Below are 16,975 nucleotides of genomic sequence, written 5' to 3' on the forward strand. Positions count from 1 at the left end.
TAATACGGCGCTTCATTTCCAGGTTGTTCGGTGACTTATGCTTGTGGATACGTTCTGCCGATCGCTGTAACGCATTTGCGCTCTCCGCTCTCCGCTCTCCGCTCGTCGCTCGTCGCTCGTCGCTCGTCGCTCGTCGCTCGTCGCTCGTCGCTCGTCGCTCGTCGTGGTTAGCGCCGCCAATGCCGTGTTCTTTGCCAATCCGCTCCCGAAGATGGCTCCGCGAGGCTTTGGAAAAATCACCACGCGGGGAGTGTTCGCGCGGGAGACGATTTCGACCTGCTTGTCACTCGGGTTGAATCTGCTTGGCACAGTTCGCGTCGTGCTGATTGACGGGCCGCAATTTTCATCGCAGCATTGAACAGCAGGTTCGAGGTTCGAATCCTTTCACCGGTTTCATCTACGGCGTTGCCCGTGTCTCGTCTAAAATCCAGTCCCGGAACGCGATGACCTTCGGATGGTCACCGTTTCCCGTTCGGTAGACCAGATCATAGCCCCATTCGACGTCGAGTTTTGCTATCGGGAACGGGGCAATGAGACGCCCTTGCGCGAGGTCCTCGGCCACCAGAACACTTCGCCCCAGCGTGACGCCTTCGCCTCGGATGGCAGCTTCGATTGACATGCTGCCGTGGCTGTAGCCCGGACCGCGGGTTTTCGAATAAGGCAGCGCCATCAACGCGAACCATCGCTCCCAGGTCGTGGTCATGCCGATCTCGTGGATGAGCTGACATCTGTCCAGGTCGGCAGGGTTTGAGAGCCCACGCGCCGTCATCGCAATGTGCCGCGCGCTGGACATCAGCGTCACGGCCGAAGGCATCGAGACGCAGCAACAAATGGACGATTTGCGTGCTGAGGATTGTGATCAAACTGCCTCCGCGACGCGCGACGGATCGCAGCGTTATTGCAGTCACCCCAAACCGGATCCAAGATTGTTTCAATCCTTTCGGTCATAGCACCATCCCGGTTCGAAGACTTTCCCAAGTTCCCTCATCCTCGCGATTAGCGGACGCGGCTGTCGATCCATGCACGCGTCTCATCAAGGACCTCGTCGGATAGTTCAGGATCATCAACCGCTCTGGCAAGGATAACGGCCCCAACCATCGCGGCCCAGCTTCCGATCGCTACGCGCCGTCTGTCAGCCTTCTCATGTTCCGGGAGGGCATTCTCAATTCGGGAGAGCTGTTCGCGCAAACCTTCGGTCATGGCCGCTTTTGCCGCGGGCGTCTGGTGACGAACTGCTGCAGCCAGACCTGCCGTTGGACAGCCGGTGGACGCGTTGTCCCGGTGACGCGGCGCGAGATAGGAGCGGACGAAACCGCTGAAGTCAGCGTTTCCTAAGCTGTCTCCCGCAAGCGCATGCGCTAGGGTCTGCGCCACCAGATCGTCCTTTGAGCGGAAGTGTCCATAAAATCCGCCATGGGTCAGTCCGACTGCCTTCATGATTTCCGAGACGCTAACCGCCTCGAACCCCTTGTCCTTGAACAACCGGCTGGCGACGTCCAGAATCCGGCGTTTGTTTTCCGCCATCTGTTCTCGGCTGACGTTCATTTTCAAAATTCTCCGTAACGGCCGTTGACATAAACATGATGACCGTCATATTTATGGGTAATCGTGATGATGATCATGAATATAGAGTCAATGATAGAAAAGAGCAACACAATGAGCCAAAGTCCCGCAGTCCTGATCACCGGCGCCTCCACGGGCATTGGCGCAACCTATGCCGAACGCTTTGCGCGCCGCGGACACGATCTGGTGCTGGTCGCCCGAGACGCGGCACGTTTGGATGCGCTGTCGGCCCGTCTGCGCCAGGAAACCGGCGTGACGATCGATATCCTCCCGGCCGATCTCACCAAAGCTGAGGATCTCGCCAAGGTCGAGACCAGACTGCGCGACGACACGCGGATTGGCATCCTCGTCAACAACGCCGGAACGGCGATCGGTAAAAGCTTTGTCGACCAGAACGTCGACGACATGACCAGGCTGATTGCGCTCAACGCAACAGCGCTCGTCCGGCTTTCGAGCGCCATCGCTCCGCGTCTTGCAAATGCTGGCGAGGGCGCGATCGTCAATATCGGTTCGGTCGTGGGCCTTGCGCCGGAATTCGGAATGACAGTTTATGGCGCGACCAAAGCCTTTGTTCTGTTCCTGTCGCAGGGGCTGGCGCACGAACTCGGACCGAAGGGCGTCTACATCCAGGCAGTCCTTCCCGCCACGACCCGGACGGAGATCTGGGATCACGTCGGCGCCGACGTCAACACCCTGAACAACGTCATGGAAGTGGGCGATCTCGTGGATGCGGCTCTGGTCGGCTTTGATCGCCGTGAGTTGGTCACCATCCCACCGCTTCCAGATGATGGCCAGTGGGGTGCATTCGACCTCGCCCGGAAGACCATGATGGCCAACTTCGGCAATGCGCTGCCTGGCGAACGTTACCGTAACCCTGCTTGAAGAGCACCAACCCACCCCGATAAAGGCCGCCTTCGCGGCAGTATAGGTAAACCATGACCGAAAAGACACTTTTTGAACCCTACTCCCTCGATGCCATCACCCTTTCAAGCCGGATCGTCATGGCGCCACTGACGCGCAATCGCGCCGGTGCGGGCCTCGTGCCGAGTGATCTCGCCGCGGAATATTACGGCCAGCGTGCGAGCGCCGGACTGATCATCACCGAGGCGACGCAGGTTTCCAGGCAGGCCCAGGGCTACCAGGATACGCCCGGCCTTTACACGCCTGAGCAGATTGCGGGCTGGCGGAAGGTTACGGATGTGGTTCATGCCAAAGGCGGACGGATCTTCGTTCAGCTCTGGCATGTCGGTCGCGTCAGCCATGTTGATCTTCTTGGCGGTGACGCACCGGTCGCACCCTCGGCGATCCGTGCCGGGACCAAAACGTTCGTGAATAATGGTTTCGCCGACGTATCTGAGCCTCGTGCCCTTGAGCTTCATGAGCTTCCCGGCATCGTCCACGACTTCCGTAAGGCCGCAGCCAATGCCATCGCGGCGGGCTTCGATGGCGTCGAGGTTCACGGGGCCAATGGCTATCTGCTCGAACAGTTCGCCAAGGACGGCGCCAATATCCGCACCGATGCCTATGGCGGCTCGGTGGAAAATCGTGCCCGTCTGATGCTGGAAGTGACCGCAGCGGTGGCGCAGGAGATCGGGCCTGAGCGCACCGGCATCCGGATTTCGCCGGTCTCGCCCGCAAACGGCATTTCCTGCAGCGATCCCCAGGCGCAGTACGATTATATCGTCGACCAGCTCGATGCGCTTGGCATCGCCTACATTCATGTCGTCGAAGGCGCCACCGGCGGTCCGCGCGACGTCGCGCCCTTCGATTACGGATCGCTGCGCCGCCGCTTCACCAAGACCTATATCGCCAACAATGGCTACAGTCTCGACCTCGCTAAGTCGCAGCTTGCCGATGGCAAGGCGGATCTTGTCGCCTTCGGCCGTCCGTTCATCGCCAATCCGGATCTCGTGGAGCGGTTGCAGAGCGGCGCGCCGCTGGCTGAGATCGACCCGGCGACGATCTATGGCGGCGGTGCCGCGGGATATACCGATTATCCCCGCTTTACCGAGACGTCCGGCAGTTAAGCCATCAGGGGCCGCGCTTCGGTGCGGCCCCGCTCTCAATATAAGCTCGCTTTTACCATCGCACGACGATGTTCTCATTCCATCGGCCCGATTGCGGGCATAAGCAGGCCCATCATGACCGACGCACCCCTGAAGACCGCATCGACACATCCCTATCGCGACGTTCCCAACCGCTTCGTCACCGTGGAAACATCCGCTTTGCCTATCGCGAGCTTGGTCCGCGCGGCGGGGTCCCGCTGGTGCTGCTCAATCACTGGGGCGCTGTTCTCGACAATTTCGATCCACGGATTGTCGATGGGCTTGCCGCTTCCCATCACATCATCACGCTGGACTACCGGGGGATCGGCCTTTCCGGGGGGACTGCCCCGGTGACCATCGATGAGATGGCCCGCGACGTCATCGCTGTCATCGGCAAGCTGGGCTTTGCCACGGTTGACCTGCTGGGCTTTTCGCTGGGCGGCTTCGTGGCGCAGGATATCGTGCTGAAAGCGCCCGGCCTGGTGCGCAAGCTTATCCTGACCGGCACGGGGCCTGCGGGTGGAGTGGGCATTGAGCGGGTCGGCGCTGTCTCATGGCCCCTGATCCTCAAGGGCATGTTCACCCGGCGGGACCCGAAGACCTACCTGTTTTTCACCTCGACCGCCAATGGACGTCGGGCAGCGCAAGACTTTCTGGCGCGCCTGAAAGAGCGTAAACTGGATCGCGACAAGGATCCGACACCGCGTGCCTTCCTGAGCCAGCTTTCAGCGATCAAGGCCTGGGGGCGCCAGGCGCCCCAGGAACTCGGCCGGATCACCATTCCCGTTCTCGTCGCCAATGGAGACAATGACATCATGGTGCCGACGTCCAACATCCGGGATCTGGCGCGACGGCTCCCGAATGCCGAGCTGGTGATCTACCCCGATGCCGGCCACGGCGGGATATTTCAATACCATGCCGAGTTCGTCCCAAAAGCGCTGGCTTTCCTGGCTGCCTGACCTGACAATCGTTTCACACTGGAGAACGACCGTGAAAGCCTTCGTCGTCGACAAATACAAGAAGAAGGGTGCTTTGCGCCTGGCGGACATGCCCGATCCGGTCATTGGCGCCAATGATGTGCTGGTTCGCATCCACGCCACCGCAATCAACCTTCTCGATTCCAAGTTGCGCGACGGCGAATTCAAGCTATTCGTGCCCTATCGCCCGCCCTTTATCCCAGGTCACGATCTGGCCGGAACGGCCGTCCGCGTCGGCGCCAATGTGCGTAAGTTCAAGGTCGGGGACGAAGTGTACTCGCGTCCGCGCGATCTGCGAGCGGGCACCTTTGCGGAGATGATCGCGGTCGATTCGGCAGACCTCGCGCTGAAACCCACAAGCCTCTCCATGGAGCAGGCCGCGTCGATCCCGCTTGTCGGCCTGACCGCCTGGCAGGCGCTGATCGAGGTCGGCAAGATCAAGCCCGGTCAGAAGGTGTTCATTCAGGCCGGTTCCGGCGGTGTTGGCACCTTCGCTATCCAGCTCGCCAGGCATCTCGGCGCCATCGTCGCGACCACAACGAGTGCCGCCAATGCTGAATTGGTCAAGAGCCTCGGCGCGGATGTGGTGATCGACTATAGGACGCAGGACTTCGAACAGGTGCTGTCCGGTTACGACCTGGTGCTGAACAGCCAGGACGCCAACACGCTCGCAAAGTCGCTGCGCGTGCTGAAGCCGGGCGGAAAGCTGATCTCGATTTCCGGCCCGCCGGACGTGCCCTTCGCCAAATCCTTGCGGCTGAACCTGTTGCTGCGCTTCATCATGGGGATGCTCAGCCGTAGCATTATTAAAAAGGCTAAGGCCCGTGGCATCGACTACGCCTTCCTGTTCATGCGCGCGAATGGTCAGCAACTGACCGAAATCGCCAAACTGATCGACGCCGGCGTCATCCGTCCGGTCGTGGACAAGGTGTTTCCCTTCGATCAGACGGCGCAGGCCTTGGCCTATGTCGAAACCGGTCGGGCCAAGGGAAAGGTCGTGATCACTGTTGATGGCTGATTTATAGCATCAGTGTTCTGCGATCGGTTCGGTCTCTGCTATCGCTACTGGGGATGTCCGGGCTCAGAACGAAGAAACTCTGCCAGATGATCGGCGACCTCTCGGGCTGGAGATCGGGGAAAAGTCGCCCGAAGCCTCGACGGTTGTTGTAGATCCTGCCGGATTAGATCATTGCGCGCACGGCGGGAATAATCTGTCTCAGATTGTCGAAAAGTCCCGACTGGTCGGCCGTCGGCTTGATCGCTTCATAAAGCTTTCCGCCTTCCGACATGAAGTCGTTGTAGGGATCGACAATTAGAAGAGCTGTTCCGTCGGCTTTATAGGCTGGGCTTGTCATACGCGTTCTCCATTTTTGAGGGCAGCGATGGTCTCACCGACGGCTCTGAATCTGGGCGCAGATGTACGCCGAGTCACTACAAAATATGTAGCAATATGTAATCCAGTCAACGTTGCTACTAAAAAAATAGTCACTATGTTGAAGCTGGTTTCTGATTTGGCCAGCCTCCTGCCTTTGAAAGCTGGCGCCCTTTTACGAACGGATATGTGACGTGACACCAGACGAGGCGACAGAGGAGACGTTGTGCCCGATTGCCCGCACGCTCAACGTTGCATGCGATCGCGGGACTCTATTGATCATGCGTGAGCTTTCAATGGGTAATCATCGGTTCGATGAGATCCAGGCACAGACCGGACTGTCGCCGACGCTATTGTCGGCACGCCTAAAGCGCCTTGAGGAATCAGGCCTCATCGAGCGACGGATCTACTCGAGCAAACCGCGCCGTTACGAGTATCACGCTACTGAAAAGGGACTGGATCTTGATGCGATCCTTGTGATGCTTCGCGCCTGGGGCATGAAATGGACACCTTACGATGACGGTCAGGGCCCCGCCATCAGCATAACGGACAGGGAGACAGGGAAGCAGGTCGACCAGGACACGTCCATCAGTGCCAGCTTCCGTTTCAGTGATTACGATGGCACTCTCAGCGCCGAATTTGCAAACGAGCGTGCGTTACGACGCAGCCGGTTTCAGCAGGATCGGCGAGCTAAGTCCTCGTAGGGTATACCCCGCCTACGTCATCGCATGGTCATGCTGGAGCCTAAACTGCCAGCAGGCTGTGTATCGTCTCCACCACTCTGGCATAATCGTATGGTTTCGCGAAAACGGTATATCAGCCGCTAGCAAGCCGACAGGGCTCACTCGCCCCGACGTCACAATGATTTTGATAGGGGGCCACCGATCCCGAACGAACGCAGCAAGCTTGATGCCGTCCATGCTTCCCGGCATATCAATGTCAGTAAATACGACCGATATCTCTGTATGGTTTTCGATGGATACGATGGCTTCGTCAGCGTCGTTGGCCGCAAACACAACGAAGCCTTGATCCTCAAGTTCATTCGCGATTGCGTAGCGAATGAGTGCTTCGTCTTCGACAATCAAAACGGCAATGGGGTTTGACACGATACCGGGATCTCCAGAGAGAATGCGGCTCTGCTTCAAGCCTGACAGAAGTTTGTCTGATATCGTACCAACTAGCGTCCGCTAATGCTCCTTCCAGAGCTTTTCCGAATTAACTCGTGAGGTGTGTCTCTTTTAATTGACGGTGCCCAAGCGCGTAGTTCGCCCCTTGAGATCGTGAACGAATGACCGGCAACTGAACGCAACCAGACGCGTTCAGTGCAACCTTAAAAAGTATTTATGAATTGATCAAAACTAGGCGTTGACGAAGCATGACTGTCGGCGTATACAGGGCTCATCGATCTTTTGCTTGCCGAGCTTTGTCTACCGCGCGATTGGCACCGCGCTTTAAGCGAACTTCCCTCTCAAAAATAGTCGGTTTTCCCCTGCGTGGCATGAGCTACGCGGTTCCTCACTCTATGCTTTGAAAGGGTTCATCATGACCACTGGCACAGTAAAATGGTTCAATTCCACCAAAGGCTTCGGCTTCATCCAGCCTGACAACGGCGGCGCTGATGCCTTCGTTCATATTTCCGCTGTCGAACGCGCTGGCATGCGCGAAATCGTCGAAGGCCAGAAGATTGGCTACGATCTCGAGCGCGACACGAAGTCGGGCAAGATGTCGGCCTGCAATCTGCAGTCCGCTTAATCGATATCTGCTTCCTTTTGACCACGGATGTACTGGCACTGCCGGGAGCAATTATCAGTTTCAGGCCAGGCATAACGCCTGGCCTTTTTCGTTTTGGCCTAAAGCCACGTCGAGGAAATTCAATGACAGAAACATATAGCAAATCTCGCCAGCGTGCCGAGACGGCCTTCGGCAATCTTCAGACGGAGTTCTTCGCCAAGAACAATGCAGCGGGAGAGCTCGAATCGGTAGCTCAGGCGCGTGACGCCAAGACCTTGAGGCTGCGCGAAGCGCGGCTCGCCAAGGAGCAAGCCGACCGGATCTCCGCAACATCTGCCCTGCTTGCCAAACGATCGAAATCCCGCTGATCATCCCTAATCAGAATATCAGGATTAAAAATTTGAGACACGCCAGAAGCAACGAGCTCACTGACCGACGCTCCGCTGCTGCAGACGACAAGGCAGCTCTTCTCACAGTATACCGAGCAGCAAAGACGGCAGCAGAGCCATTGCAAGCCGCCAGACAGGCGGAGCGCATCTCGCTTGTCGAAGCCCGCGAAGCGCGCCGTGCGGGACGGGAACGACTGAAAGTCGAGGAGCGCACCCGCATTAAAGCGCTTGAGGCGCAAGAGCAGGCAGCCATCAAGGCAGTGGCCGCGGCCGAGATTGAGGCGCGACAGTCGGCCGAAAACGGCCGGATATCGCGTGTCGTTGGAGATGAGGCCGCCCGCAAGGCTGAACGCGACAGATGCTACGCCGCTCGTAAGGCCCGGCAAGGTCGGCCAGCTGACAATGAAGCTGGGTCTCGTGAAAAACACCGCGCCAGCCGAGAGCCGCCCACAGCGCGAGCTCCTCCATCATAAGCGGCCCCATCCCGCTCTGCCAGACGGGGCAGTAACATGACCAATCTTGCGAGGAGCACCTACAGTTCTGGGCGATGTGATTTATCGCAATATCGGCTCCAGCAAGTGAGCTCGATTTTACGGTCAGGTAAATGTCGCCTCCCGGGTTTAGGGCCTCGGGAGTTTTCTGTTGAAGGGTGTTGGTGAGCCGGTGGATCTCTTTACGACGCGTAACCTCGCCTTGCTCCTCAGAGGAGAAACGCGTGATGACTTCACTCTCTCAGGTTGAGGCAGGCTGCAGCTGCCCTACAGATTTTAAGGCCAGGCGGCGTAGCTGGTTTCCGAGCGCACCGGTGCTAGCGTGATGCCCTGCCGATAGGCACGGGGCGAGACGCCAGCGCTACGCTTGAAGAAGCGGCTGAAATAGGCGGCGTCCTTGAAACCGAGGGCTTCAGCCGCTTCCGAAATCTGCAAGGTCGAGCTGTCGAGCAGCGTCGTCGCTTCTTGGATCAGACGGGCATGGATGAGTTCCATCGGCGTGCGGCCGGTGGTGCGGCGAACGGCCGTGTTCAGTCGGTCGGCGGTGACGCCGAGGGTTTCCGCATAGGCCTCGATGCTCCAGTGGTCGCGGTTATGCAATTCAACCAGATGGACGAAGCCGCGCACGATGGTTCGCGGCGAGGGCTGCGGTTTTGCCGCGACCGGTGTGGCGATGCGCCAGATGGCGATCAGAAGCAGCGCGAGGTGATGGCGCACCACTTCTTGCGCGCCGGGCTGGGCGGCTTTCAGTTCCTGCTCAATCGTGGCGATGGTGAGGCTGAGCTTGCGCGCCTCCGCAAGCAGGATCGGGGCACCGAGGATGGGTTGGGAGATCACGTCGCGCACCGGAGCAAAAACGGCGCCTGTTGGCATGGAGGAACCGAGCAGCACGTCCGGCACAGCAAGGGCGGCACCTTCCGCCCCGGCATCAAAGGTAATCGCACCGGTTTCACCCGCAGGCGTCCAGAGAAGGGAAGGGGCCGATAGCGAGAGTTCGCGGTTTCCCAGCCTGATCTGGCCGCTGCCCGAGAGCATCACGAAGATGCGATTGCGCGTTCCGCGAAAAGTCCACTCGGAACGGGAAAGCGCGCCTTGAAACAACCTCGCCTCCGCCAGCGGGGCGACATTTTGCTGGAAACCATGGCTCGCGATTGTGTGCAGTTGCGAGAAGTTGCTGTTTGGCATGGATTTTCCGGATTTGAGGTCAATCGGCTTGGTGCATGTGTGTCATTGCGCACGGAGTAAGTGTTAGATCACCTCCGTGAAAAGTACAAATTTCTCCTGTAAAAGTCTATTCATTCCCTTCCATAGCGAGCGTATCGTTCCCGTCGTCAAACCCTGATGTGACCGGCGGAGGAGTATAGCTGGCACGCCAAGGCGACGGAACGGCCCGTGGGAGCGGGCTCTTGTGGGAGGATAATCCATGAAAACCTATCGACGCAGGCATGTCCTGCGCACGACGGCTGCTGTCCTGGCGCTGAGTGTAACTGGTCTTGGCAGTTATGCCCTTGCGCAGGACAAGACCTCGGTGCGCATCGGGTATGCCATTTCTAAGACCGGCCCGAATGCCGGCGGCGCGGGCATCACAACGCTTCCCAACTACCAGCTCTGGGTGAAGGACGTGAATGATGCCGGCGGGCTTGAAATGCCCGATGGCAAGAAGCTGCCGATCGAGCTTATCGAATATGACGATCGCTCGTCGTCTGAAGAAGTGGTGCGCGCGGTCGAGCGGTTGGCGACGCAGGATCAGGTCGATTTTATCCTCGCGCCCTGGGGCACCGGCTTCAATCTCGCTGTCGCGCCGCTCTTCGATCGCTACGGTTATCCGCAGCTCGCCGTTTCAGCCGTCACCGACAAGGCGCCTGATTTCGTTCAGCGCTGGAAGAAGAGCTTCTGGATGCTGGGCGGCGGGCATGATTATGCCAAGGCGCTTGCCGCGATCCTTGCCGAGGCCAGCAAGGCCGGCACGATCAACAACAAGGTGGCGATGGTTTCCGTTGCCGATGGTTTCGGTATCGATCTCGTAACCGCGGCGCGTCCTGCCTTCGAGGAAGCCGGCATCGAACTTGTCTACGACAAGAGCTATCCGGTCGGTACGTCCGATTTCTCGCCTATGATCAATGAGGCGAGCGCGAGCGGCGCCGATACCTTCGTTGCCTTCTCCTATCCGCCGGATACGTTTGCGCTGACCCAGCAGTCGCAGGTCGCCAGTTTCAATCCGAAGGTGCTCTATCTCGGCGTTGGCACGGGCTTCCCGATCTACGGCAAGAACAATGGCGACAATGCCACCGGCATCATGAGCCTCGGCGGCATCGATCCGAACAACCAGGAAAACGCCGCCTATCGCAAGCGTCATGAAGCGGTGACCGGCGTCGCGCCCGATTATTGGGGCAGTGTCATCACCTATGCCAGCCTGCAGATGCTGCAGGAGGCGATCAAGCGCAAGGGTCTCGATCGCGAAGCCGTCTCGGCAGAGCTTTCGGCCGGTACGTTCCAGACCGTGCTCGGCGAGACGAAGCTTGAGGAAAACCAGCTGCGCAAGCTCTGGTGGACGGGACAGTGGCAGAACGGCCAGTTCGTCGGGGTTGCCCCGGCCGATCATTCCGGCGTGAGCAAGATCGTTTTGCCGCGTCAGGCCTGGAAGAAATGAGCTGAGGCATCTTTCCTCTGTCCCCGCATGCGGGGAGAGAGGACGATCGGAGCTTGAAAATGCTTCCGCTCCAAACCGCAGGGCCGCGCCGCAAGGCGGACGTGGCGCGGTCCTGCCGATTTTGCATATGACATAAGGAGGAGGCCGATGCTCGTCACGGCCCTTTTGTCCGGGCTGGTGCTCGGCGGAACCTATGCGCTGGTGGCAATGGGGCTGACGCTCCAATACGGCATCGCGCGCATCATGAACCTTGCCTATGGCGAGATGATCATTTCGGCATCCTTTCTGGCCTATGTGCTCTATGCCGGTGCCGGCATCAATCCGGTCGTCGGTCTGCTGATCGCAGCACCTGCCGGCTTCCTTCTAGGCTATGTCGTCTATGGCGTGATGATGCGGCCGCTGGTGGCGCGCGCCAGGGACAAGGCGAGCCTGGAGATCGATTCCATCCTCGCCACCTTCGGCCTGCTTTTCGTCATTCAGGGCGTGCTGCTCGTCATTTTTGGCGCGAACTTCACCAGCTACAACTACCTGAATGTCGCGGTTGATGTCTTCGGCACCAATATCGCGGCAAACCGGTTGCTGGCGCTGCTGATGGCACTGGTGCTCGGCGGCGGGCTCTATCTGCTGCTCACCCGTACGCTCTGGGGCACGGCGTTGCGTGCTGTCGCAGTCGCCCCGGCGTCGGCACCGCTGGTCGGTATCAATGTCGACAAGGCTGCACGCATGGCCTTTGCGTTGGGCGGTGCGCTGGCGGCAGCCGGCGGGGTCGTCATCTCTATGTACCAGACCTTTACCGCGACCACCGGCGTCGTTTTCACCATGAAGGCGCTAATCGTCGTGATCATGGGTGGAGTCGGCAATGTACTTGGCGCGCTGTCTGCAGGGTTGATCCTCGGCCTCGTCGAAACCTTCGTCGCCACCTATATCGATCCCGGCCTGACGCTGGCGGCGACCTACGGCATCTTCCTCGCCATCCTGCTCTGGCGTCCGGCCGGCCTGTTCGGGAGGGCTTCGCGATGAAGAGCGTCCTTTCCCTGCAGGTGGCATTGTTTGTCGCTGTCGTTGCAGTCCTTGCCTTCCTGCCTGCCTTCGCCAGCCCCTATGGCCTGACGCTGATGATCGGCATGCTTGGCTATGTGACGCTTGCGACCGCCTGGGCGCTGTTTTCCGGCCCGACGCGCTATGTCTCGCTTGCCACCGTCGCCTTCTTCGGTATCGGCGCCTATACGGTTGCCGTGTTCAGCGAGAGCATGGCCTATCCGCTGGTGCTGCTCGTCTCGGCGGCGATCGGACTTGCCGTGGCAAGCGTCGTCGGCTTTGCGACGCTCAGGCTTGCCGGCGTCTATTTCGTGATCTTCACGTTCGGTCTTGCCGAACTGATCCGTCAGTTGGTGACCTGGTATGAGGTCAACATGACCGGCACGCTCGGCCGCTATATTTTCCTGCCGGTGACGCCGGAGGGAATCTATTGGCAGCTGTTAGCGCTTGCGGCGATCACCTTTGCGATTTCCTGGGGTGTCGGGCGCAGCCGTATCGGCCTTGCCCTGAAGGTGATCGGCGATGATGAAGTCGTGGCGGCCCATTGCGGCATCAATGTTGCCCGGGTGAAACTGGCGCTGTTTGCGGTCAGCTCCACGGTCATCACCCTTGTCGGCGCGATCCAGGCGCCGCGCTGGACCTATGTCGAGCCGGTGATTGCCTTCAATCCGACGGTCTCGTTTCTGACGCTGATCATGGCGCTGCTTGGCGGGGCCAACCGGCTGACGGGGCCGCTCCTCGGCGCTGTGCCGCTGTTCCTGCTGTTCGAATGGTTGTCGGCCAATTTCCCGAACCATTATTCGATCATTCTCGGCCTGCTGTTCATTGCCATCGTCTTCATTCTGCCACGCGGCGTGCTCGCCTTTGCCGAGGAGAACTGGAAGCGCTGGCGCAGGCATGAAGCGAAAACCGTGCCGGGAGTGGCAGAATGAGCGAACTTCTGACGATTTCGGGGCTTACCCGGCGCTTCGGTGGTCTGACGGCGGTGGATGCGGTCTCCTTCTCCGTTGGGCGTGGTGAGGTCGTTGCCCTGCTCGGGCCGAACGGTTCCGGCAAGACGACGGTGCTGAACATGATCTCCGGCCATCTGCCGCCGAGCGGCGGCACGATTGCCCTCAGCGACGAGATGATTTCCGGCCTTACGCCAAACCGCATTGCGCTCAAGGGCGTTGCCCGCACCTTCCAGCTGGTGCGCGGGTTGCCGTCCCTGACGGTGGTGGAGAATGTCATTGCCGCACTCGCCTTCGGCCGGCGCAAGCTCTGGGGCGCGGCTGCCCGTACGGAAGCGCTGGCGCGATTGGACGAGGTAGGCCTTGCCCATCGCGCCGACGAGAGCGCGCAAGACCTGACCTATATCGACCAGAAGCGCATGGAACTGGCGCGCGCGCTTGCCGCCGAGCCGGAACTGCTGCTGCTCGACGAGTGGCTGGCGGGGCTGAACCCGACGGAGCTGCGCACCGGCATCGAGCTTATCCAGTCCCTGAAGGGGCGGGGGATTACCGTGCTGCTGGTGGAGCATGTGATGGATGCGGTCCGCGCGCTCTGCGATCGCTGCGTGGTGATGAATGCTGGGCGCAAGATAGCCGATGGGCCGACGGAAAAGGCGCTGTCCCATCCCGATGTCGTCACGGCCTATCTCGGAGGCGGCCATGCTTGATGTTGAAAACCTCTCGCTGCACTACGGTCGTCATGTGGCGCTGAACCGGGTTTCGGTTCGGGTGAGGAAGGGCGAAACCGTCGTCATCCTCGGGGCCAATGGGGCGGGCAAATCCTCGCTGCTGAAATCCATTGCGCGGGTGACACGGCCGGATGCCGGTTACAGCGTTTCGTTTGACGGACGTCGGATCGAGACGCTAGCGGCGCATGATGTTGTAGAAGCGGGGATTGCGCTCGTGCCGGAAGGGCGCGGTGTCTTCGGCGATCTGACGGTCGATGAAAACCTGGCGCTAGGCGCCTATGCCAGGCGGGCGCGGGCGCATGCGGCTGATAGCCGGGCCTTCGTCTACGAGCTCTTTCCGAAGCTTCGGGATCGGCGGGCGCAATTCGTCAACACCATGTCCGGCGGCGAGCAGCAGATGGTGGCGATCGGCCGGGCGCTGATGTCGAAGCCGGAGTTGCTGATGCTGGACGAGCCGAGCCTTGGCCTGGCGCCGTTGGTGGTCGGCGAGCTGTTCCGCAGTCTGGGGCGTATTCGCGAACGGGGCATTGCGCTTCTTGTCGTGGAGCAGAATGTGAAAATGAGCCTTTCCATTGCGGATCGGGGCTATCTTGCCGAAGCCGGGCGGATTACCGGCGAGGCGGCGGCCTGCGATCTGATGAACGATGCCGCCGTGCAGCGCGCCTTCCTCGGCGCCGCGGTCTGATTTTTATGAACGGGAGAAACCCATGAATATGCTGGGATTGAAGATCAACAATGCGGAAGTCGAGGCGACTGATGGCCGCATCTTCGAGCGGCTGAACCCGATTTCCGGTGAGGTGGCCTCCACTGTCGCGGCAGCCTCCGTCGAGGATGCGCGCCAGGCGGCCAATGCGGCGGCCAAGGCCTTCCCGGGCTGGGCTGCAACCGGCCCCGGCGCGCGCCGCAAGCTGCTGCTTGCCGCTGCAGACAAGCTGCAGGAAAAGGCGCCGCAATTCGTCGAGGCCATGGCGGCTGAAACCGGAGCGACAGCCGGCTGGGCAATGTTCAATGTTGGGCTTGCTGCCGACATGCTGCGCGAGGCCGCATCGCTGACGACGCAGATTGCCGGCGAAGTCATCCCGTCCAACCGTCCTGGCAGCCTTGCCATGGCGGTTCGCCAGCCGGCGGGTGTCGTGCTGTCGATCGCGCCGTGGAATGCGCCGGTTATTCTCGGCGTCCGGTCACTGGCGACGCCGCTTGCCTGCGGCAACACGGTCGTGATGAAGACCTCGGAGATTTGCCCGCGCACACATCGCCTGATCGTCGATGCGCTGCATGAGGCCGGGCTGCCGGAAGGTGTGTTGAACGCCGTTTCCAATGCGCCGGAAGATGCGGGTGCGATCGTCGAGGCGCTGATTGCGCATCCGGCCATCCGCCGTGTGAATTTCACCGGTTCGACCCGTGTTGGTCGCATCATCGCCGAGACGGCTGGGCGCTATCTGAAACCGTCGCTCTTGGAACTCGGCGGCAAGGCGCCATTCGTGGTGCTGGATGATGCCGATATCGAGCAGGCTGTCGCCGCCGCTGCCTTCGGCGCCTACATGAACCAGGGCCAGATCTGCATGTCGACGGAGCGTATCGTCGTCGATGACAGGATCGCCGATCGTTTCGTCGAGGCGCTGGCTGCGAAGGTAATGACGCTGAAGGCCGGCGATCCGCGCAAGGGCGACACGCCACTCGGCTCGGTGGTCGATGCCACGGCGGCGCAGCGGATCGATGCTTTGGTGCGCGATGCCGTGGCCAAGGGCGCGGTGCTTGCTGCCGGCGGAGCTGCATCCGGCACGATCGTCGATGCGACCTTGCTCGACCGGGTGACACCGGCGATGCGGATTTATGGCGAGGAAAGTTTTGGCCCGGTCGTTTCGGTGGTGCGCGTCGGTTCGGTCGATGAAGCGGTGCGGGTTGCCAACGATACGGAATATGGCCTGTCGGCCGCCGTCTTCGGCAAGGATGTGAACCGCGCCATGGCGGTTGCCCGCCGTATCGAATCCGGCATTTGCCACATCAACGGGCCGACCGTGCATGACGAGGCGCAGATGCCCTTCGGCGGCGTCAAGGATTCCGGCTACGGCCGCTTCGGCGGCAAGGCGGGCATTGCCGAGTTCACGGAGCTTCGCTGGATCACCATTCAGGATGGACCGATTCATTATCCGATCTGAACGGGGTTTTCTTCTCCCAGCGGGGAGAAGAGAGGGACAGAACCGCGCTTTTCGTGGGCGCTCACGTTCCTGCGGAGAGAGGGACATTGTTCAAACGGGAGGAAAAAACATGCAGGCACTTGCCGGCAAGGTCTGTGTCATTACCGGTGGTGCCGGCAGTCTGGGACTGGCAGCAGCAAGGCTGTTCGTCGATGAGGGCGCGCGCGTCGTTCTGGTCGATCTTTCGCTTGCGGCGCTGGAAGAGGCGAGCCGGGATCTGCCGGCCGTGCAGGTGATGCTTGTGGCGGCTGATGTCTCCTCTGCGCAGGATACCGAGCGTTATGTTCAGCTCGCGGTCGAGCGTTTCGGCGCCATCGATGTGCTGTTTTCCAATGCCGGCAATTTCGGTACCGTGGCGCCGATTGCGGACTATCCGCTCGATATTTTCGATGCGGTGCAGGCGGTGCATGTGCGCGGTGCGCTTCTGGCGGCGAAATGTGCCGTGCCTCACATGCGCGATGGCGGCAGCATCGTCATTACGTCTTCGGTTGCCGCAACGCGCGGGGATGCCGGGGTTTACGCCTACATCACCGCGAAACATGCGCAAGTGGGGCTGATGCGCTGCCTTGCCAAGGAGCTGGCGCCACGCCGCATCCGCGTCAACACGGTCCATCCCGGTCCCATCGATAACGGCTTCCAGCTGGCGGTGGAGCAGGGGCTCGGCGAGGCGATCGGGGCTGATGGAACCGAGTTTTTCAATGGGCTCATCCCGCTTGGTCGTCATGGCCGACCCGAGGAGATTGCGCGCTCGGTTCTGTATCTCGCTTCCGATCAATCGAGCTTCGTCACGGGCACGACATTGATGGTCGATGGTGGCATGAGTTGTTGATGGCGGAGGGACAG

Annotated in this window: 19 protein-coding genes and 2 pseudogenes; 16 read left to right on the forward strand and 5 right to left on the reverse strand. The window is 60.3% G+C overall.

What is annotated here, in order from left to right:
- Positions 1-181: 181 nt before the first annotated feature.
- Positions 182-331 (forward strand): annotated as a pseudogene (locus ACCD05_RS22580) (HipA N-terminal domain-containing protein); the annotation flags it as partial.
- A 66-nt stretch (positions 332-397) separates the two neighbouring features.
- Here ACCD05_RS22580 and ACCD05_RS22585 read toward each other — a convergent pair.
- Complete coding sequence (locus ACCD05_RS22585; RefSeq protein ID WP_413395458.1) at positions 398-814, reverse strand: LysR substrate-binding domain-containing protein; 417 nt, start codon at positions 812-814, stop codon at positions 398-400.
- Positions 815-996: 182 nt separating this feature from the next.
- A complete protein-coding gene (locus tag ACCD05_RS22590) occupies positions 997-1,545 on the reverse strand; it encodes a TetR/AcrR family transcriptional regulator (protein WP_413395460.1) in 549 nt (182 codons plus the stop codon).
- A gap of 111 nt (positions 1,546-1,656) precedes the next feature.
- Between ACCD05_RS22590 and ACCD05_RS22595 the strand changes: the two genes are divergently transcribed.
- The 4 genes from ACCD05_RS22595 to ACCD05_RS22610 all read left to right on the forward strand — a co-directional run bounded on the left by ACCD05_RS22595 (position 1,657) and on the right by ACCD05_RS22610 (position 5,603).
- The gene (locus tag ACCD05_RS22595) at positions 1,657-2,445 is read left to right on the forward strand and encodes an SDR family NAD(P)-dependent oxidoreductase (protein ID WP_413395462.1); all 789 of its coding nucleotides are present in this window, start codon (positions 1,657-1,659) and stop codon (positions 2,443-2,445) included.
- 53 nt (positions 2,446-2,498) lie between these two features.
- Positions 2,499-3,590, forward strand: coding sequence for an alkene reductase (locus tag ACCD05_RS22600; RefSeq protein WP_413395464.1), 1,092 nt, complete (start codon positions 2,499-2,501; stop codon positions 3,588-3,590).
- A gap of 140 nt (positions 3,591-3,730) precedes the next feature.
- Positions 3,731-4,567 (forward strand): alpha/beta fold hydrolase, encoded by an 837-nt coding sequence (locus tag ACCD05_RS22605; RefSeq protein WP_413395511.1) that lies wholly within the window; start codon positions 3,731-3,733, stop codon positions 4,565-4,567.
- A gap of 31 nt (positions 4,568-4,598) precedes the next feature.
- Positions 4,599-5,603 carry an NADP-dependent oxidoreductase gene (locus ACCD05_RS22610; protein ID WP_413395466.1) on the forward strand — a complete coding sequence of 335 codons (1,005 nt, stop codon included), beginning with the start codon at positions 4,599-4,601 and terminating at the stop codon, positions 5,601-5,603.
- A 163-nt stretch (positions 5,604-5,766) separates the two neighbouring features.
- Here ACCD05_RS22610 and ACCD05_RS22615 read toward each other — a convergent pair whose 3' ends face one another.
- Entirely contained in the window at positions 5,767-5,940 is a 174-nt protein-coding gene (locus ACCD05_RS22615; protein WP_413395468.1) for a hypothetical protein, read from the reverse strand.
- A 211-nt stretch (positions 5,941-6,151) separates the two neighbouring features.
- On the opposite strand from ACCD05_RS22615, the gene ACCD05_RS22620 reads away from it, so the two are divergent.
- Positions 6,152-6,661, forward strand: a complete 510-nt coding sequence (locus tag ACCD05_RS22620; RefSeq protein WP_413395470.1) for a winged helix-turn-helix transcriptional regulator — start codon at positions 6,152-6,154, stop codon at positions 6,659-6,661.
- 12 nt (positions 6,662-6,673) lie between these two features.
- Here ACCD05_RS22620 and ACCD05_RS22625 read toward each other — a convergent pair whose 3' ends face one another.
- Complete coding sequence (locus tag ACCD05_RS22625; RefSeq protein WP_413395472.1) at positions 6,674-7,063, reverse strand: response regulator; 390 nt, start codon at positions 7,061-7,063, stop codon at positions 6,674-6,676.
- Between the two features lie 436 nt (positions 7,064-7,499).
- Here ACCD05_RS22625 and ACCD05_RS22630 point away from each other — a divergent pair, with 436 nt between their 5' ends.
- From ACCD05_RS22630 to ACCD05_RS22640, 3 genes and pseudogenes are all read left to right on the forward strand, one after another.
- Positions 7,500-7,709, forward strand: coding sequence for a cold-shock protein (locus ACCD05_RS22630; RefSeq protein ID WP_413395475.1), 210 nt, complete (start codon positions 7,500-7,502; stop codon positions 7,707-7,709).
- A 122-nt stretch (positions 7,710-7,831) separates the two neighbouring features.
- Entirely contained in the window at positions 7,832-8,056 is a 225-nt protein-coding gene (locus tag ACCD05_RS22635; protein WP_413395477.1) for a hypothetical protein, read from the forward strand.
- A 32-nt stretch (positions 8,057-8,088) separates the two neighbouring features.
- A pseudogene (locus tag ACCD05_RS22640) lies at positions 8,089-8,463 on the forward strand (DUF6481 family protein); the annotation flags it as partial.
- Between the two features lie 381 nt (positions 8,464-8,844).
- Here the strand turns inward: ACCD05_RS22640 and ACCD05_RS22645 are convergent.
- Positions 8,845-9,753, reverse strand: coding sequence for a helix-turn-helix domain-containing protein (locus ACCD05_RS22645; protein WP_413395479.1), 909 nt, complete (start codon positions 9,751-9,753; stop codon positions 8,845-8,847).
- A 238-nt stretch (positions 9,754-9,991) separates the two neighbouring features.
- Between ACCD05_RS22645 and ACCD05_RS22650 the strand changes: the two genes are divergently transcribed.
- The 7 genes from ACCD05_RS22650 (at position 9,992) to ACCD05_RS22680 (ending at position 16,961) form a co-directional block, all read left to right on the forward strand.
- Positions 9,992-11,218 carry an amino acid ABC transporter substrate-binding protein gene (locus tag ACCD05_RS22650; RefSeq protein WP_413395481.1) on the forward strand — a complete coding sequence of 409 codons (1,227 nt, stop codon included), beginning with the start codon at positions 9,992-9,994 and terminating at the stop codon, positions 11,216-11,218.
- 147 nt (positions 11,219-11,365) lie between these two features.
- Positions 11,366-12,238 carry a branched-chain amino acid ABC transporter permease gene (locus tag ACCD05_RS22655; protein ID WP_413395483.1) on the forward strand — a complete coding sequence of 291 codons (873 nt, stop codon included), beginning with the start codon at positions 11,366-11,368 and terminating at the stop codon, positions 12,236-12,238.
- Positions 12,235-13,188, forward strand: a complete 954-nt coding sequence (locus tag ACCD05_RS22660) for a branched-chain amino acid ABC transporter permease (protein WP_413395485.1) — start codon at positions 12,235-12,237, stop codon at positions 13,186-13,188. Before ACCD05_RS22655 ends, ACCD05_RS22660 begins: the two co-directional genes overlap by 4 nt.
- Entirely contained in the window at positions 13,185-13,913 is a 729-nt protein-coding gene (locus ACCD05_RS22665; protein WP_413395487.1) for an ABC transporter ATP-binding protein, read from the forward strand. Before ACCD05_RS22660 ends, ACCD05_RS22665 begins: the two co-directional genes overlap by 4 nt.
- Positions 13,906-14,619, forward strand: coding sequence for an ABC transporter ATP-binding protein (locus ACCD05_RS22670; RefSeq protein WP_413395489.1), 714 nt, complete (start codon positions 13,906-13,908; stop codon positions 14,617-14,619). The genes ACCD05_RS22665 and ACCD05_RS22670 overlap by 8 nt, the downstream gene beginning before the upstream one ends.
- A 22-nt stretch (positions 14,620-14,641) precedes the next feature.
- Positions 14,642-16,093, forward strand: a complete 1,452-nt coding sequence (locus ACCD05_RS22675) for an aldehyde dehydrogenase (RefSeq protein ID WP_413395491.1) — start codon at positions 14,642-14,644, stop codon at positions 16,091-16,093.
- A 109-nt stretch (positions 16,094-16,202) separates the two neighbouring features.
- Positions 16,203-16,961 (forward strand): SDR family NAD(P)-dependent oxidoreductase, encoded by a 759-nt coding sequence (locus ACCD05_RS22680; RefSeq protein ID WP_413395493.1) that lies wholly within the window; start codon positions 16,203-16,205, stop codon positions 16,959-16,961.
- Positions 16,962-16,975: the final 14 nt, after the last annotated feature.

The organism is Rhizobium sp. Rhizsp42 (assembly GCF_047304155.1).
Taxonomy (GTDB): Bacteria; Pseudomonadota; Alphaproteobacteria; order Rhizobiales; family Rhizobiaceae; genus Rhizobium.

Excerpts from the sequence above, each read along its gene's own strand:
- ACCD05_RS22585 (WP_413395458.1), bottom strand. The coding sequence starts at position 814 with ATGCCTTCGGCCGTGACGCTGATGTCCAGCGCGCGGCACATTGCGATG.
- ACCD05_RS22590 (WP_413395460.1), bottom strand. The coding sequence starts at position 1,545 with ATGAACGTCAGCCGAGAACAGATGGCGGAAAACAAACGCCGGATTCTG.
- ACCD05_RS22595 (WP_413395462.1), top strand. The coding sequence starts at position 1,657 with ATGAGCCAAAGTCCCGCAGTCCTGATCACCGGCGCCTCCACGGGCATT.
- ACCD05_RS22600 (WP_413395464.1), top strand. The coding sequence starts at position 2,499 with ATGACCGAAAAGACACTTTTTGAACCCTACTCCCTCGATGCCATCACC.
- ACCD05_RS22615 (WP_413395468.1), bottom strand. The coding sequence starts at position 5,940 with ATGACAAGCCCAGCCTATAAAGCCGACGGAACAGCTCTTCTAATTGTC.
- ACCD05_RS22630 (WP_413395475.1), top strand. The coding sequence starts at position 7,500 with ATGACCACTGGCACAGTAAAATGGTTCAATTCCACCAAAGGCTTCGGC.
- ACCD05_RS22635 (WP_413395477.1), top strand. The coding sequence starts at position 7,832 with ATGACAGAAACATATAGCAAATCTCGCCAGCGTGCCGAGACGGCCTTC.
- ACCD05_RS22645 (WP_413395479.1), bottom strand. The coding sequence starts at position 9,753 with ATGCCAAACAGCAACTTCTCGCAACTGCACACAATCGCGAGCCATGGT.
- ACCD05_RS22650 (WP_413395481.1), top strand. The coding sequence starts at position 9,992 with ATGAAAACCTATCGACGCAGGCATGTCCTGCGCACGACGGCTGCTGTC.
- ACCD05_RS22655 (WP_413395483.1), top strand. The coding sequence starts at position 11,366 with ATGCTCGTCACGGCCCTTTTGTCCGGGCTGGTGCTCGGCGGAACCTAT.
- ACCD05_RS22660 (WP_413395485.1), top strand. The coding sequence starts at position 12,235 with ATGAAGAGCGTCCTTTCCCTGCAGGTGGCATTGTTTGTCGCTGTCGTT.
- ACCD05_RS22665 (WP_413395487.1), top strand. The coding sequence starts at position 13,185 with ATGAGCGAACTTCTGACGATTTCGGGGCTTACCCGGCGCTTCGGTGGT.
- ACCD05_RS22670 (WP_413395489.1), top strand. The coding sequence starts at position 13,906 with ATGCTTGATGTTGAAAACCTCTCGCTGCACTACGGTCGTCATGTGGCG.
- ACCD05_RS22675 (WP_413395491.1), top strand. The coding sequence starts at position 14,642 with ATGAATATGCTGGGATTGAAGATCAACAATGCGGAAGTCGAGGCGACT.
- ACCD05_RS22680 (WP_413395493.1), top strand. The coding sequence starts at position 16,203 with ATGCAGGCACTTGCCGGCAAGGTCTGTGTCATTACCGGTGGTGCCGGC.